16 protein-coding genes are annotated in these 15,608 nt (G+C 70.4%); 6 read left to right on the forward strand and 10 right to left on the reverse strand.

What is annotated here, in order from left to right:
• Positions 1-124: 124 nt before the first annotated feature.
• The 4 genes from OO71_RS00190 (at position 125) to OO71_RS00205 (ending at position 4,670) form a co-directional block, all read left to right on the forward strand.
• Positions 125-1,624: a bifunctional phosphatase PAP2/diacylglycerol kinase family protein gene (locus OO71_RS00190; RefSeq protein ID WP_033287513.1), complete on the forward strand. Its 1,500-nt coding sequence runs from the start codon at positions 125-127 to the stop codon at positions 1,622-1,624.
• Between the two features lie 155 nt (positions 1,625-1,779).
• Positions 1,780-2,985, forward strand: coding sequence for an alpha/beta hydrolase (locus OO71_RS00195; protein WP_033287514.1), 1,206 nt, complete (start codon positions 1,780-1,782; stop codon positions 2,983-2,985).
• 109 nt (positions 2,986-3,094) lie between these two features.
• Entirely contained in the window at positions 3,095-3,445 is a 351-nt protein-coding gene (locus tag OO71_RS00200) for a YciI family protein (RefSeq protein WP_033287515.1), read from the forward strand.
• Complete coding sequence (locus OO71_RS00205; protein WP_033287516.1) at positions 3,438-4,670, forward strand: RNA polymerase sigma factor; 1,233 nt, start codon at positions 3,438-3,440, stop codon at positions 4,668-4,670. Before OO71_RS00200 ends, OO71_RS00205 begins: the two co-directional genes overlap by 8 nt.
• A gap of 282 nt (positions 4,671-4,952) precedes the next feature.
• Here OO71_RS00205 and prcA read toward each other — a convergent pair whose 3' ends face one another.
• From prcA to OO71_RS00240, 7 genes are all read right to left on the reverse strand, one after another.
• Positions 4,953-5,711, reverse strand: coding sequence for a proteasome subunit alpha (gene prcA, locus OO71_RS00210; protein WP_033287517.1), 759 nt, complete (start codon positions 5,709-5,711; stop codon positions 4,953-4,955).
• A gap of 61 nt (positions 5,712-5,772) precedes the next feature.
• Positions 5,773-6,630, reverse strand: coding sequence for a proteasome subunit beta (prcB, locus tag OO71_RS00215; protein WP_033287518.1), 858 nt, complete (start codon positions 6,628-6,630; stop codon positions 5,773-5,775).
• A gap of 137 nt (positions 6,631-6,767) precedes the next feature.
• Positions 6,768-6,962 (reverse strand): ubiquitin-like protein Pup, encoded by a 195-nt coding sequence (locus OO71_RS00220; protein WP_033287519.1) that lies wholly within the window; start codon positions 6,960-6,962, stop codon positions 6,768-6,770.
• A gap of 89 nt (positions 6,963-7,051) precedes the next feature.
• Entirely contained in the window at positions 7,052-8,554 is a 1,503-nt protein-coding gene (gene dop, locus OO71_RS00225; RefSeq protein WP_033287520.1) for a depupylase/deamidase Dop, read from the reverse strand.
• 494 nt (positions 8,555-9,048) lie between these two features.
• A complete protein-coding gene (locus tag OO71_RS00230; RefSeq protein WP_051790847.1) occupies positions 9,049-9,651 on the reverse strand; it encodes a hypothetical protein in 603 nt (200 codons plus the stop codon).
• Between the two features lie 55 nt (positions 9,652-9,706).
• Complete coding sequence (locus tag OO71_RS00235) at positions 9,707-10,630, reverse strand: aldo/keto reductase (protein ID WP_033287521.1); 924 nt, start codon at positions 10,628-10,630, stop codon at positions 9,707-9,709.
• Between the two features lie 76 nt (positions 10,631-10,706).
• Positions 10,707-11,045 (reverse strand): hypothetical protein, encoded by a 339-nt coding sequence (locus OO71_RS00240; RefSeq protein WP_033287722.1) that lies wholly within the window; start codon positions 11,043-11,045, stop codon positions 10,707-10,709.
• 121 nt (positions 11,046-11,166) lie between these two features.
• On the opposite strand from OO71_RS00240, the gene OO71_RS00245 reads away from it, so the two are divergent.
• Positions 11,167-12,105, forward strand: coding sequence for a DMT family transporter (locus OO71_RS00245; protein ID WP_051790848.1), 939 nt, complete (start codon positions 11,167-11,169; stop codon positions 12,103-12,105).
• Here the strand turns inward: OO71_RS00245 and arc are convergent, their stop codons facing one another.
• The 3 genes from arc to OO71_RS51440 form a co-directional block, all read right to left on the reverse strand.
• A complete protein-coding gene (gene arc / locus OO71_RS00250) occupies positions 12,106-13,917 on the reverse strand; it encodes a proteasome ATPase (protein WP_033287522.1) in 1,812 nt (603 codons plus the stop codon). It abuts the gene before it with no gap.
• A 372-nt stretch (positions 13,918-14,289) separates the two neighbouring features.
• Positions 14,290-15,024 carry a hypothetical protein gene (locus OO71_RS51435; RefSeq protein WP_051790849.1) on the reverse strand — a complete coding sequence of 245 codons (735 nt, stop codon included), beginning with the start codon at positions 15,022-15,024 and terminating at the stop codon, positions 14,290-14,292.
• A 5-nt stretch (positions 15,025-15,029) separates the two neighbouring features.
• On the reverse strand, positions 15,030-15,356 hold the full coding sequence (locus OO71_RS51440; protein ID WP_051790850.1) for a hypothetical protein: 327 nt from the start codon (positions 15,354-15,356) through the stop codon (positions 15,030-15,032).
• 31 nt (positions 15,357-15,387) lie between these two features.
• On the opposite strand from OO71_RS51440, the gene OO71_RS51445 reads away from it, so the two are divergent.
• Positions 15,388-15,603, forward strand: coding sequence for a hypothetical protein (locus OO71_RS51445; RefSeq protein ID WP_051790851.1), 216 nt, complete (start codon positions 15,388-15,390; stop codon positions 15,601-15,603).
• Positions 15,604-15,608 lie beyond the last annotated feature (5 nt).

The raw sequence follows: 15,608 nt of genomic DNA on the forward strand, positions 1-15,608 counted from the left end.
GCGCTGCACCCCCGCCGGAGGTGCGCCGTTCGGGCGTCGACACGCGGTCGGTACGTTGCAAGTGGTGACAACTCGCGGGAGACCGGCCGCCCGGACCCGCTCGGCGAGCGGAGGTGGACGGAGCGTGTTCCAGCAGCTCGGCCGGGCATTCCGGCAGGTGGGGCACCGTGACCGGGCGCTGGTGCGGCGCAGTGCGGCACTGCCGCGGACGCGGGCCGACGGCGTGCTCACGGCGTTGTCCCGCAGTGCGGACAAATCGCGTCTCTGGTGGGGCGTGGCGGCTGTGCTCGCGGCCCGGAAGGGCTCCACCCGCCGCGCGGCGCTGCGCGGGATCGCCGCCATCGCCGGCGCGAGTGCGGCCGCGAACCTGGTCGGGAAGCCGTTGTTCCCGCGCCGCCGCCCGGCTGAGGAGGAGGTACCCGGGTATCGGCAGCTGCGCAGCCGTCCGACGTCGTCGTCGTTCCCGTCCGGCCATGCGGCTTCGGCGGCGGCTTTCGCGACGGCGGTCGCGATGGAGTCGCCGCGCGCCGGGCTGGTCGTCGCGCCGCTGGCCGGGGCGGTCGCGTACTCGCGGGTACACACCGGGGTGCACTGGCCCAGCGACGTCGCCGCGGGCATGGCGGTCGGCGTTGGCGTCGCCGCGCTGACCAGGCACTGGTGGCCGCTGCACCCCGACGCCCGCGCCCGCACCGCGCACACGGCCGAAGCCCCCGAGATGGTCGACGGCGAGGACATGCTCGCGCTGGTCAACCCGCATTCCGGCGTCAACGGCCAGGACCCCACCGACGACGTCCGCTACGCCTGGCCCAAAGCCACCCTGATCTACCCGGACCCCGCACAGGATCTCCGTGACCAGCTGGCGCAGGAGATCGACGCGCGCGGCGGCACGGTCCGTGCGCTCGGCGTGGCGGGCGGCGACGGGACGGTCGCCGCGGTCGCGTCCGTCGCCGCCGAACGCGGGCTCCCGCTCGCGCTCATCCCGGCGGGGACGCTCAACCACTTCGCCCGCGACGTCGGCGTCCGTTCCATGCCGGACGCGGACGAGGCGACCGAACGCGGTCACGCAGTCGGCATCGACCTCGGCGAGGTCGAGATCTCCGGGACCAGCGGGCCCGGCCACCGCTGGTTCGTGAACACCGCCAGCCTCGGCGGATACCCGGAAATGGTGCGGTTGCGGGAAAAGCTGCAGCAGCGGCATCCGAAGTGGCCGTCCGCGGCGATCGCGCTCACCCGCGTCCTGCGCCGCGCGAAGCCGCTGCGGATCCTGCTCAACGGCGAGCCAGCGGAAGTGTGGCTGATCTTCGTCGGCAACGGCACCTACGCGCCCAAGGGCTTCGCCCCGTCGCGCCGCCCCGCGCTCGACACGGGCCTGCTCGACGTCCGCTATCTGCGGGCCGACGTGCCGTACTCCCGCGCCCGGTTCCTGCTCGCGATGATCACGAACAGCCTGCACGCGAGCCACGTCTACCGCCAGCGGGACCTGCCGGAGCTGCACGTCCGGCTCCTGGACGGCAACCGCCGGGTCGCGACCGACGGCGAGGTCGGCCCGCTCGGGCGCGAGTTCCGGTTCCGGTCCCGCCCGAGCGCGCTCACCGTGTACCGCAACCCGGACGACCCCTCTTGATCATTTCTTTACCCTTTCTCAACGAATCCACAGCATGAAATCCCTAGCGTGATCATGGAGGTGCGGGCAGTCGTGCCCGCACCCGGTCACACAGGGGACAGAGTGCGTTTCGATTCCCGCGGCGGTGCCCGCTGCCCGCGTCCGGCAGGTCAGGCATGATCCCGCAGGTAGTCGACCCGGTGCTGCCCCCGGGGGTCACCGCGCAGGCGCGCGACCTCGGCCCCCTCGAATCCCCCCTGGTCTGGCTCACCGCGGCCGGTGCGGCCGCCGCCGTCCTCGCCGTCACGATCGCGCTCGCGCACAACCGCCGCGCGCGACGCTGGGGAGTCAGCGGGTCCATCGCACTGTTCCTGATCGCCGCCGTCACCGCGGTCAACAGCTACGTCGGGTACGTCCGCACACCCGGCGACCTCGGACGGCTGCTGCAGCGCGGCTCCGGCGCGATGAACGTCGCGGGCACGCTCCTGCGCAACGGCACCGGCGAGGGAACCGCCGACGACAGCGCCGATGCAGCCGACAGCGGCAGTCCCCCGGCCGCCGGACGTCCCGCGCCGAAGGTGACCACCGGCGAGACCACGGAAGTGCTGAACGTGCCGGACCCGGCCAACGGGGTCCCCGCCGGCCAGAACTACGTGCTCCTCCCGGCCGGCTACCACGATCCGGCGCAGGCCGGCCGCCGCTACCCGGTCGTGTACCTCATCCACGGCTACCCCTACGGCGGGCCGCGCGACTGGCTCACCTCCGGCGCCGCGCCGCAGACGCTGAAGAGCCTCGAAGACAACCACGTGATCGAGCCGATGATCATCGTCAGCGTCGACCTCACCGCCGGGCAGCCCAGCACCGACTGGGAATGCCTCGACGTCCCCGGCGGCCCGCAGCTCGAAACCTACCTCGTCCGCACCGTCGTACCCGCGATCGACAAGCATTTCCGCACCGTCGCCGACCGCGGGCACCGGGCCATCGGCGGCATGTCCGGCGGCGGTTTCGGCGCGCTCAACATCGGCCTGCACCACGTCGACCAGTTCTCCACCCTGCTCATCGCGCTGCCGTACGACGACCTGAACAACTCCGCCGGCATCCTCGGCGGCAACCGCGACGCCATCGCCGCGAACACCCCGCGCCGCTACATCCCGACGATGCCGTTCCCGCACAAGATCGCGGTGATGCTCAGCGTCGGCACCGGCGCGCCCACCGACGTCTCCACGGCGCACCGGATCGCCGGGTCACTGCAGCGCCGCGGCCAGGAGGTCGTCGTGCACGCCGAACGCGGGTTCAACCACACCTGGCACACCGCCCGCGCCACCCTCCCCTATCTCCTCGCCTTCGCCGACCAGAATTTCCGCAACGCTCCTGCGGCCTGATCGGGCTTTCCGGGAAAATGTCGGCCGGGCCTGTCCATCCGGGCGGGCGCCGTTCGTGGTGTGGTCGCCGGCGCGCCCGCGCCGCACCCGACGACGAAGGAGCCCGACCATGAAGTACCTGCTGCTGATGCACGCGTCCGCGGTCACCGAGCAGGGCGGCGCGCCCGGCTGCGAACCGGCCGACTGGATGGCCTACGACAAGGAAGTCCGCGACGCGGGCGTGTTCGTGAGCGGGGAATCGCTCGCCGACCTGGTCACCGCCACCACGGTGCGGGTCGCCGCGGACGGGGCGGCGACGATCACCACCGACGGCCCGTTCGCCGAAACCCGCGAGCTGCTCGGCGGTTTCTACGTGCTGGACGTGCCCGACCTCGACGCGGCGCTCGACTGGGCGGCCCGCTGCCCGGGTGCCCGTGACGGGTCGGTCGTCGTCCGGCCGATCGCCGATTTCGATGCCTGACGCCGCCCGTGCGGTGGCGGCCGTGTTCCGCGAGGAGCACGGCCGCCTGCTCGGCGCGCTCGTCCGCCGCTTCGGCGACCTGGACCTGGCCGAGGAAGTCGCCGCCGAAGCACTCGAGGCCGCACTGGTGCGCTGGCCGGTGGACGGCGTCCCGCCGAAGCCCGGGGCCTGGCTGATGACCACCGCGCGCCGCAAGGCCGTCGACCGGCTCCGCCGAGACCAGACGTACGCGGCGAAACTCGCTGTGCTGCAAGCGGAAATCGACCGCAGCGCACCCCCGGCCAGCGGCGGTGAGCTGCCCGACGAACGGCTCGAGCTGTTCTTCACCTGCGCCCATCCGGCATTGGCCGCGGAGGATCGCCTCGCGCTCACGCTGCGCTGTCTCGCCGGTCTCACCACACCCGAAGTCGCGCGGGCGTTGCTGGTGCCGACCGCGACGATGGCGAAACGCATTGTGCGAGCCAAAAACCGGATCCGAGACCACCGCATCCCCTTCCGCGTCCCCACCGGCGACGAGCTGCGCACCCGGCTGCCCGGCGTACTGCAGGTGCTGTACTCCCTCTTCACCGAGGGCTACGCGGCCAGCTCGGGCCCGTACATCCAGCGGCCGGACCTGGCCGACGAAGCCATCCGGCTGGCCCGGCTCCTGCACCGCCTGCTGCCCGAGCGCGAAACCACCGGGCTGCTCGCGCTGATGCTGCTCGTCCACGCCCGCCGCGACGCCCGCACCGGCCCGGACGGCGAGTTCGTCCTGCTGGAAGACCAGGACCGGGCGCGCTGGGACAGCGTCCTCATCGACGAAGGCCGCGACCTCGTACCGGAAGCGCTCACCGGCGGCCCGCCGGGACCGTACGGCGTGCAGGCCGCGATCGCCGCGCTGCATGACGAAGCCCCGGACGTAGCGACCACCGACTGGCCGCAAATCGTTGCCCTGTATGACGTTCTGCTCACCCTCACCCCGACACCGGTGGTCGCGCTCAACCGCGCAGCCGCCATCGCGATGCGCGACGGACCCGAAGCCGGGCTGAAACTCCTCGACGACCTCGCCGACGAACCCCGCCTCCGCGGCTACCACCCGTACGCGGCAGCCCGCGGCGACCTGCTGCACCGCCTCGGCCGCCACGAGGAAGCGGCAGCCGCCTACCGGGAAGCCTTGGCCTCCGCGGGAACCGAGCCGGAACGAGCCCATCTCCGGCGCCGCCTGAGCACACTGGAAACGCACTGACCGACCGGCATGCTCGGCATCGCTGCCCGGAGTGTCATCTGTGGCAACGATGTCCACGAACCCCGGTACCGCAAACCGCGGCGGGCAGCCACAAAGCGCGGTGCCGAACCCTGCGACACACCCCGGGACGCCGGACGTACACCCGCATGTCGCACAGCCGGTAGCAGCCCGCTGGGCTGGATAAGCAGCGCATGCTCGACCAGCCACCGGTTCGCGTTCCCCACCGGCGAAAACCAGCTGCGGGCCGCCGAAACCCACCGGCGACCCGCAGCTGATGTCACGTCACTCGGCCGAATCCCCCGGCTTCTCGTCCTTCGCCTCGTCCGGCTTGTCCGCGGGCTCCTCCTTCGCCGGCAGCAACGCCTCCAGCGCCGCCCCCGACAACCGCCGGAACGCCCGCCGCGGCCGCGCCCGGTCCAGCACCGCCACCTCGAGCTTGATCTCCGCCTCGGCCCCGTTCCCGTTCGACGGCGCCGTGGCCCGCAACCCCTCGATCGCCGTGGCCAGCGCCGTCCGCAGATCGTGCTCCTGATCCACCACGTCCTTCAGCTTCGTGCTGATCGGCTCCGTCAGCCCACCCATCACCACGAACGGCGACTCGTCGAAAATGCCCCCGTCGAACGTCAACCGGAACAGCTGGTCCTCCGCCGCCGTCGCCCCCACCTGGGCCACGCAGACCTCGACCTCGAACGGCTTCAGCTGCTCGGTGAAAATACTGCCCAGCGTCGCCGCGTACGCATTCGCCAGCGCCCGCGCACTCACATCCCGCCGGTCGTACTGGTAGCCCTTCAGATCCGCATGCCGGATCCCCGCCACCCGCAGATTCTCGAACTCCGAGAACCGGCCCACCGCAGCGAACCCGATCCGGTCATAGATCTCCGACACCTTGTGCAGCGTCGCCGACGGATTCTCCGCCACGAACAACACCCCGTCGGCATACTTCAGCACCACCACGCTCCGGCCCCGCGCAATCCCCTTGCGCGCCAGCTCGGAACGCTCCCGCATCAACTGCTCGGGAGAGGCATACAACGGCATCGTCACGGTGTCGGCTCCACGTTCTCCGAAATCTCGGCCATCAACAGGTCAACGGGCATCGGCGGCCTCAGCCCCGCCGGTAGTGGTTGCGCTCCGCACGGCCGGCCACCACCGCCTCGGCCACCGCACCGATCCGCTCCGCGGGAACCAGCACCGCACCCTCTTCCGCGGTGATCGTGATCGCGGTCGGGAAAATCCGCCGCACCATGTCCGGCAGCCCGCTCGCGGTATCGTCGTCCGCCGCGTCGTACAGCGCCTCCACGGCCGCGCGCACCGCCGCCTCGGCGTCCGCATCCGGGTCGTGCAGCTTCTTCAGCGCCGACTTCGCGAAAAGCGAACCCGACCCCACCGCCGCATACCCGCCGTACTCCTCATACCGGCCACCCGCGGCGTCGTACGACACGATCCGCCCCGCGTGCTTCGCGTCCTCGGCCTCCAGGTCGTACCCCACGAACAACGGCACCACGGCCAGCCCCGCCATCGCCATCTCCAGATTGGCCTTCACCATCCCGGCCAGCTTGTTCGTCTTGCCGTCCAGCGACAGCGACACACCCTCGATCTTCTCGTAGTGCGCCAGCTCCACCCCGTACAACCGGACCATCTCCACGGCCAGCCCCGCGGTCCCCGCGATGCCCACCGCCGAATACTCGTCCGTGACGTGCACCTTCTCGACATCCCGGCTCGCCACCAGGTTCCCGGTCGTCGCCCGCCGGTCCCCCGCGATCAGCACCCCGCCGGCGAACGTGAGCGCCACGATCGTGGTGCCGTGCGGCACGTCCAGCTCACCCGCCGGCACCCGCCGCGCAGGCAGCAGGTCAGGAGCGGTCGCGCGCACGAAATCCGCGAACGACGACGACGCCGGCGAAAAGTAGGCCGACGGCAGGCCGGGCCCGGAAAAACCCGACCCGGAGGAGGTGTTGTCCATACGTGCTCTCGGTTCCCATCTGTCCCGTGCCCGGCACCACCGGCAGCCCACCGGCCACCGCCCGCACCGCGCAAAACCTCCGGCCACGCGCACCCGCGGGCACCGCCCCAGCCGGGACGGCACCCCCGGGAGAACGGCTACTCGCCGCCCTTCTGCACGTAGGCGCGGACGAAGTCCTCGGCGTTCTCCTCCAGCACGTCGTCGATCTCGTCGAGGATCGTGTCCACGTCCTCGCCGAGCTTCTCGCGCCGCTCCTGGCCCGCCGCTCCGGTGGCCTCCAGATCCTCGTCGGAGTCCCCACCGCCGTGCTTTTCGATCTTCTCCTGCGCCATGTCGCCTCCCGGTGTGGCCGATAACCCCTAGCCTACCCAGCGGTACCGACGAAACGGGCCCCGAACCGGCCCGAAACGCCGGACTCGCGCTAGTCCGAACCGGTGATCGCCTCCACCAGCTCCTCCGCCGTCGCCGCCGCATCCAGCAGCTTCCCGACGTGCGCCTTCGTGCCCCGCAGCGGCTCCAGCGTCGGAATCCGCACCAAAGACTCCCGGCCCACGTCGAAAATCACCGAATCCCACGACGCCGCCGCAATCGACGCCGCATACTTCTCCAGCGCCCGTCCCCGGAAGTAGGCCCGCGTGTCCGACGGCGGCGTGGTGATCGCCGCCTGCACCTCCTCCTCGGTGACCAGCCGCTTCATCGAACCCCGCGTGACCAGCCGGTTGTACAGGCCCTTCGCCAGCCGCACGTCCGAATACTGCAGGTCCACCAGCCGCAGCCGCGGTGCCCCCCACGCCAGCTGGTCCCGCTCCCGGTACCCCTCCAGCAGCCGCAGCTTCGCCGGCCAGTCCAGCCGGTCGGCACACTCCTGCGGATCCCGCGCCAGCGCGTCCAGCACCTCCCCCCAGACCCGCAGCACCTCCTTCGACGCCTCGTCCGCACCCGTGCGCTCGAGATTCGCCGACACCGTCTCGTGATAGGCGAACTGCAGGTCCAGCCCGGTGAACTTCTTCCCGTTCGCCAGCTCCACCTTCGTCTTCAACGTCGGGTCGTGACTGATCTTGTGCACCGCCCGCACCGGCTCGTCCAGCTTCAGCTCGTCGAACCGCACCCCGGACTCGATCAGGTCCAGCACCAGCGCCGTCGTTCCGACCTTCAGATACGTCGAGTACTCCGCCAGATTCGCGTCCCCGATGATCACATGCAGCCGCCGGTACTTGTCCGCATCCGCGTGCGGCTCGTCCCGCGTGTTGATGATCCCGCGCTTCAGCGTGGTCTCCAGCCCGACCTCGACCTCGATGTAATCCGACCGCTGCGAAAGCTGGAAACCCGCCTCCTCGCTCTGCTGCCCGATCCCCACCCGGCCCGAACCGCACATCACCTGCCGCGACACGAAGAACGGCGTCAGCCCCGCAATCACCGCGGTGAACGGCGTCGACCGCGCCATCAGGTAGTTCTCGTGCGTGCCGTAACTCGCGCCCTTGCCGTCCACGTTGTTCTTGTACAGCTGCAACGGCGGCTGCCCGGGCACGGTGGCCGCCTTGACCGCGGCCTCCTCCATCACCCGCTCGCCCGCCTTGTCCCAGATCACCGCGTCCCGCGCGTTCGTGACCTCCGGCGCCGAGTACTCCGGATGCGCATGGTCCACATACAACCGCGCCCCGTTGGTGAGGATGACGTTCGCCGCACCGAGGTCCTCGACGTCCGGGTCGTGCCCCGGCCCGCCCGGCCCCGTCAGGTCGAACCCGCGCGCATCACGCAACGGCGACTCCACCTCGTAGTCCCACCGCGCCCGGCGGGCCCTCGGGATGTCCGCCGCCGCCGCGTAGGCAAGCACCACCTGAGTCGAGGTGAGCACCGGGTTCGCCGTGGCATCCCCGGGCACGGCGATGCCGTACTCGACTTCGGTTCCCATGATCCGACGCATACCACCACCCTACGGGGTACCCCCGTGCGACGATGCCCCCATGCCAGGCAGTGACGAACTCGTTGCCGGGTGTTTGATGGCGTCGGCTGTGTTGATGGCGTCGGCTTCGCCGACGCGTGCGGGGTCGCCTTTGAGTCGGTGTCTGGAGGGCAGTGCGTCCGCCTGGGGGCGGTCACACTGCCCTCCAGACACCGACGCGACCCCGCCGTTCACTTGAGCGGGTGGCAGGGGCGAAGCCCAATCGTGAGGTAAGCGGGGAGCGCGGCGTCCACGGAGTGGAACTGGAAGGTCTGTCGCCCAGGTCTACCGGCAGGGCACCATCGCTGCCAGAACTTCGCGTTCGAGGTCTCCTGGGACGGGCCCATTCGCCATCAGCCCGAAGAAATCGCCGACGGCCGCTGGGTCACCCTTACCGAGCTGCGCGACTGGGTCCACGACCCGGACCGCCCGTTCATCCCCGACGGCCGCGCCGGGATCCGGGAATGGTTCCGTCGCTACGGCTGAAGCGGCAGCTTCGCCACGAGCTTCGGCAACAAGCGCTTCGCGGCATCCTGGGCTCGGGCCGGGGTGCTCGCGACGACGCTCAGCGCCGAGACCAGGTTTCCCTTTGCCAGCAGCACCGCGCACGTCGCGCCGTCGCACCAGGCACGCTGTGCGGTGACCCCGGGCTGCGGCGGCAGCGAGACCTCAGTGCCTGCGCAGTGCATGGCTGAAACAACGTCCGCGCCGGAGCGGTCGGCGTACACCGTCACCTCGTGGGTCAGCGCCGAACCGCTCGGATACACCCAGCTCACCGACTTGCGCTCGCCCGCCGCCAGTCCGTTCAGGCAGCCGGAGACCCGGCCGGACCCGGGGGCGACGCCCTCCTCGGCAACGTCCGGATCGGACAGCAGCGCCTCTTGTGCGCGACGCGGATCCGGGGCCGGGGAAGGAGAAACGGGCGCGACCGGCCGGGGTGCCGCAGCCACGCTCGTGTCGTGCACCGGGGTGGGATCGTCGTAGTAGGTCTCGAGGTTGTTGGGCCGGTTGCCGCATCCCGCGAGCCCGGCCATCGCCCCCAGGCCGACCAGCACTGCCAGCGCCTGCCGATGACGCACTCTGCCCCTCCGCACCTTCCACGCCGCGTGACGCGCCCGAGGGTAATGCAGCCGCTCAGCTCCACCGGAGGTGGGACCGGTGCGTCCAATACTCCTGCGGGTCCTCCGCCAGTTCACTCAGCGCGGCCCGCTCCGGATCGGTCAAGACGACCTGCCGGGCGACGAGATTTTCCGCCAGCTGCGCCGGGCTCGACGGCCCGATCACCGCCACCGAGGCCCACTCCTGCGCCAGCGCGGCAGCGATCGCGACCGCGTCCGGACCTGTTCCGTGCGCCTCGGCGATTCGCCGCAGTGGTTCCGGCGCCTCGGCAACGAGCCGACCGTTCGCGAGAGTTTCCTTGACCAGTACCCGTTTTCCGGCCGCCCGGGCCTCCGCCAAGGCCGGACCTGCCGACGGTTCCAGCACATTCCACGTGGACTGGACCGACGTGAACACCGGCCGCCCGGCCACTTCCAGCTCGAACGCCCGGCGCACGACGTCGGCCTGCGCCGGGCCCGAGGTGGAGAACCCGACCTCGACGCCGTCGCCGGAAAGCTGCGCCAGCGCGTCGATCAGCGGCGAATCAGTGAAAAGTGGACTGTCCACTGTGAGCGAATGGACCTGGTACAGATTCACGTGGCCGGGCAGGAGTTCTCGCGTCTCCGCCCACTGCTGCCGGAACCGCGCGAGGGTGTGTTCCTTGACCTCGTGGACTTCCGCATCGAGCCGCCATTCGCCGACGTACCGGTACCCCCATTTGCTCGACACCGTCACGTCCGCGTGCCCGCGGTCGGCCAGCCAGCTGCCGAGGAACTCCTCCGAACGGCCGTAGGACCGCGCGATATCGACCCAGCGCACCCCCGCCGCGTAAGCGTCGTCGAGAACGGCATGGGTTGCCGCGCGCATCGACGCCACATCCCGGTTTTCCGGTAGATCCCGGGCGAGATTGAGGTATGCGGGACGACCGAGGGCGGCCAGTCCTACCGCGATGCGATCCATCGGATCCCCTTGTCGTTGCTGGGTTTTTCGGCTTTGGACCGGCGGAGCCGGTATCCGACACCAGCCGTATAGGTCGTTATACAGATTGTTTGTGCCGGAGGATGGCGAGCCATTGGCTGGAGTTCTGGGCTTGGCGGTGGAGTTTTTCGAGGCGGGCGGCGGGGGCTCGGACGTAGCCTTTGCCGAAGACGGGGGCGATCTGACGGAGGCTGGCGCCTTCTTCGCGGGCGGCGAGGAGGGCCCAGTCGGACGCGTCGGCGCAGGCGGCGGAGGCGCGGCGCAGCTCCCCCAGCAGGTCGATGAGGTCGTCGGCGCCGAGCTCCCCTGCTTGGACGGCGGCTGCGGTCGTCTCGAGCCAGGCGAGGACGTCGGCTTCGGTGATCGGCGGGCGGGGGCGCGGGTCGTCGGTGCTCACGGCGCCGAAGTATAGGGCGTTATACACCTGGGTCGAGTGTGATGGCGGAAACCCGCTGGACTCCGGGCGTGGCGGGCCCGTTGACTGGTCCGGGGATTCCTGCAGTGACCACGGAGGTTCGGTGAAGTTCGGCATTGCTGCGCGGTTCGTGGCGCTCGCTGTGGTGTGGGGGGCGAGCTTTCTTTTCATCAAAGTGGGTCTGCAGGGTCTGTCACCGGCTCAGGTAGCGCTCGCGCGGGTCGCGCTGGGGGCACTGGCGCTCGGCATGTTCCTGGCGCTGCGCCGGCGTCCGCTCCCCCGCGATCGGGCGTTGTGGGGGCATCTCGCCGTCGTGTCCGTGCTGTTCTGCGTGGTGCCGTTCCTGTTGTTCTCGTGGGCGGAGCAGTATGTGTCGTCCGGGCTGGCCAGCATTTTCAACGCCACCACTCCCCTGCTGACGATGCTTTTCGCGGCCGCCGCGCTCCCCGCCGAACGGCTCACGCGGCCGAAGGTGGCCGGGCTGGTCCTCGGGTTCGCGGGGGTGCTGACGCTGGTCGGCGTGTGGCAGGGCATCGACCTCGGCCAGGAGGTCGCCGCACAGCTCGCCTGCCTGGGCGCGACCACCTGTTACGGCGCGGCCTTCGTGTACCTGCGCAAGTTCGTGTCGCCCCGCGGGGCCGACCCGGTCGTGGTCGCGTTCGGGCAGACCGGCTTCGCGACGCTCGTCCTCGCGCTCGCGACCCCGGTGGTGGCGGCGCAGCCGATGCACCTGAGCCTCGCCGTGGTGCTGTCCATGGTCGCGCTCGGCGCGCTGGGTACCGGGGTGGCTTACGTGTGGAACACCTCCGTCGCCACAGCTTGGGGCGCCGCGAACGCGTCCGCAGTGACGTACCTCACACCCGTGGTGGGCGTGGTGCTCGGCGTGCTCGTGCTGGACGAGCCGGTGCGCTGGAACGAACCCGTGGGTGCGCTGCTCGTGGTCCTCGGCATCCTCGCGTCGCACGGGCGGCTCACCCTGGCCCGGAAACGGCCTGTGGGGCCGCCGGACGAGTCCCGGCGGCCCCACAGGGTGGTGCGGTGATTACAGGTACTGACCGGTGTTGGTGGCGGTGTCGATGGCCCGCCCCGACTCCTGGTTCTTGCCGGTGACGAGCGTGCGGATGTAGACGATCCGCTCGCCCTTCTTGCCGGAGATCCGGGCCCAGTCGTCCGGGTTGGTGGTGTTGGGCAGGTCCTCGTTCTCCGCGAACTCGTCGACGATCGCGTCGAGCAGGTGCTGCACGCGCAGGCCGGGCTGGCCGGTCTCGAGCACCGACTTGATCGCCGATTTCTTGGCCCGGTCCACGATGTTCTGGATCATCGCGCCCGAGTTGAAATCGCGGAAGTACAGGACTTCCTTGTCCCCGTTGGCGTAGGTGACCTCCAGGAACCGGTTTTCGTCGCTCTCCTCGTACATCCGCTCGACGGTGTGCTGGATCATCGCGTCGAACGTGGCCTTCTGGTCCCCGCCGAACTCCGCCAGGTCGTCGGCGTGGATCGGCAGGCCCTCGGCGAGGTACTTCGAGAAGATGTCCTTCGCGCCTTCGGCGTCCGGACGCTCGATCTTGATCTTCACGTCGAGCCGGCCCGGCCGCAGGATCGCCGGGTCGATCATGTCCTCGCGGTTGGAGGCGCCGATGACGATGACGTTCTCCAGCCCCTCCACGCCGTCGATCTCCGACAGCAGCTGCGGCACGATCGTGGTCTCCACGTCCGACGACACGCCCGACCCGCGGGTGCGGAAAATCGAGTCCATCTCGTCGAAGAACACGATCACCGGGGTGCCCTCGGACGCCTTCTCGCGGGCCCGCTGGAAGATCAGCCGGATCGACCGCTCGGTCTCGCCGACGAACTTGTTGAGCAGCTCCGGGCCCTTGATGTTGAGGAAGTACGACTTCCCGTCGTCCCCGCCGTTACCGTCGCCCCTGGCCTGCGCGACCTTCTTGGCCAGCGAGTTGGCCACCGCTTTCGCGATGAGCGTCTTCCCGCAACCGGGAGGACCGTAGAGCAGCACGCCCTTCGGCGGGCGCAGCTGGTATTCCTGGTACAGGTCCGCGTGCAGGAACGGCAGCTCCACGGCGTCGCGGATCTGCTCGATCTGCCGGGACAGGCCGCCGATGTCCTCGTAGCGGACGTCCGGCACCTCCTCCAGCACGAGGTCCTCGACCTCCGCCTTCGGCACCCGCTCGTAGGCGTAGCCCGCCTTGGAGTCGACCAGCAGCGAATCGCCCGGTTTGAGCGGCTGGTCGGCGAGCGGATCGGAGAGCAGGACCACCCGCTCCTCGTCCGCGTGCCCGACCACCAGCGCGCGAAGGCTGCCGCCCTCGACGTCCGGGGCGAGCACCTCGCGCAGCGCGCACACCTCGCCGGTGCGCTCGAAGTCACCGCCCTCGACGACGGTGAGCGCCTCGTTGAGCCGCAGCGCCTGACCACGGCGCAGCGACGAGATCTCCACCGCGGGCGACACCGAGACCCGCATCTTGCGGCCCGCGGTGTACACGTCCACCGTGTTGTCCTCGTACGCGGTGACGAACACCCCGTACCCGCTCGGCGGCTGGGCCAGCCGGTCGACCTCTTCCCGGAGGGCGAGCAGCTGCCCCCGCGCCTCGCGCAGGGTTTCGACCAGTTTCGTGTTTCGCTCGGTGAGCTGACTCACCCGTTCCGACGCCTCGGCGAGACGTTGTTCGAGAACACGGTTCTGCCGCGGCGAATCGGTGAGGCGACGGCGCAGCAGCGCCACTTCCTCCTCGAGAAAACGGATCTGCCGGGCTTGTTCTTCCGCCGTCTGCCCAGCTCCGCTGGTTTCTGAAGGGTCGGCCTCCTCGCGCCGACCTCCGGGAAGGTCATGATGCATCGGGCACCTCCTCGGAGTGCTTTTCATTCCACGGTACCGGCGATCACCGACAAGAAAAGGCCTTTCCGCATCACAAGATCGGCGCGTCGCGCATTTCGTGCCCGCTCAGCACGCCGGGGACCGCAGCGCAAGCGTCCGATTCGGTGCCCCGGACCGGATTTCGCCCCTTCGCGGTTCCGCAGCGCGGAAACGGGCGTCTCCCGGTTACCCGGTTGCGCCGGCGGTTAACCGTGGTACGGCGGGGTTCGGGCAGGTCCGGGGCTTGCGTACCGCCGGTGCCGGTCTGCATCCTGCTGTTTCTGCCGTTCCGGAATCGGGCCAGGTCACCGAGGGCGCGAACCGGCCTGGCTGCGCGGATTCCGGCGCCGCTGGTTAGCATCCCGGAGTGGCCCCGGCGACGCGGTGGCCAGGGACTCGCGTGCGCACAGCAGGGGGAACGAGATGACTTATCCGCCGCAGCAGCCCGGCGGCTACGGACAGCAGCCGGACCCACACGGGCAGCAGCCCGGCGGAGCACCGCAGCAGGGCCAGCCGCCGCAAGGTGGCTGGGACCAGGCCGGACAGGCCCAGCAGGCCGGCTGGAACCAGGCTGGGCAGGGCGGGCAACCGCAAGGCGGGCAACCGCAGCAGGGCGGATGGGACCAAGCGGCGCAAGGCGGCTGGGGCCAGGCAGCACAGGGTGGGCAACCGCAAGGCGGTTGGGACCAGGCGGCACAAGGTGGCCAGCCGCAGGGCGGGTGGGACCAGGCGGCACAAGGCGGGCAACCTCAGCAGGGCGGCTGGAATCCGGCCGGGCAGGCGCCGCAAGGTCCGCCGTCCGGCGGATACCCGGCCGCACCCGGCGGTCCATCCCAGGGCGGCTATCCGCAATCCGGCGGCACCCAGCAGTTCGGCCAGTCCGCTGGCGCTCAACAGTTCGGCGAGCCCGGCGGAACCCAGCAGTTCGGCCAGTCCGGCCCGCAATTCGGCCAGCCGGATGCGACCCAGCACTTCGGCCAGCCCGGTGAACAATTCGGTGCCACCCAGCAATTCGGCCAATCCGGCCCGCAATTCGGCCAGCCGGGTGACCAATTCGGCCAGCCAGGTCAGCCGGGTCAGCCAGGCCAACCGGGTCAGCCGCAGTACGGCGGTTTCGGCCAGGAGCCGCCGAAGAAGAAAAAGACCGGGCTGATCGTCGCGATCGCGGCCGCGGCAGTGGTCGTCGCGGGTGGGGCGACCGGGTTGATCATCTGGCTCACCAGCGGTGACGACAACGGTGGCACCACCGCCGCGCCACCGGCGCCGTCGAGTTCGGCGGGGCCGTCGAACAACCCGGGCATTCCGCGGTTCACCGAGCCGAGCCGCGGGTCGTCGTCCTCGCCGCGGGCGTCCACCGGTTCCGCGGGACCCGCGCCCGGGGGCAAATCGTCGGCGCAGGAACTGTTCCAGGCTGCGGCCACCGCTTACAGTACGGCCGACAACGACGGTCTCGTGTCCATCGCGTGCCGCAGCGTGTATCACGGGGAGAAGGTCGACCTGCCGTCCGGCACCAATGTCACGCTCAGCGGCACCGCGCAGGAGACCGGCGACAAGGCCACGCAGCGCTACCACGTCACGAGCGGCAGCAAACAGGCCGACGGGACCATGACGTCGATCCGCGAAGGCGGAGTCTGGTGCTTCCAGAAGGCGAAAGCCGACAGCAAGTGAGACCA

The sequence above is a fragment of the Amycolatopsis jejuensis genome (assembly GCF_000717335.1).
GTDB lineage: Bacteria > Actinomycetota > Actinomycetes > Mycobacteriales > Pseudonocardiaceae > Amycolatopsis > Amycolatopsis jejuensis.

Excerpts from the sequence above, each read along its gene's own strand:
- OO71_RS00195 (WP_033287514.1), top strand. The coding sequence starts at position 1,780 with ATGATCCCGCAGGTAGTCGACCCGGTGCTGCCCCCGGGGGTCACCGCG.
- arc (WP_033287522.1), bottom strand. The coding sequence starts at position 13,917 with ATGCATCATGACCTTCCCGGAGGTCGGCGCGAGGAGGCCGACCCTTCA.
- OO71_RS00205 (WP_033287516.1), top strand. The coding sequence starts at position 3,438 with ATGCCTGACGCCGCCCGTGCGGTGGCGGCCGTGTTCCGCGAGGAGCAC.
- OO71_RS00220 (WP_033287519.1), bottom strand. The coding sequence starts at position 6,962 with ATGGCGCAGGAGAAGATCGAAAAGCACGGCGGTGGGGACTCCGACGAG.
- OO71_RS00200 (WP_033287515.1), top strand. The coding sequence starts at position 3,095 with ATGAAGTACCTGCTGCTGATGCACGCGTCCGCGGTCACCGAGCAGGGC.
- prcB (WP_033287518.1), bottom strand. The coding sequence starts at position 6,630 with ATGGACAACACCTCCTCCGGGTCGGGTTTTTCCGGGCCCGGCCTGCCG.
- dop (WP_033287520.1), bottom strand. The coding sequence starts at position 8,554 with ATGCGTCGGATCATGGGAACCGAAGTCGAGTACGGCATCGCCGTGCCC.
- OO71_RS00235 (WP_033287521.1), bottom strand. The coding sequence starts at position 10,630 with ATGGATCGCATCGCGGTAGGACTGGCCGCCCTCGGTCGTCCCGCATAC.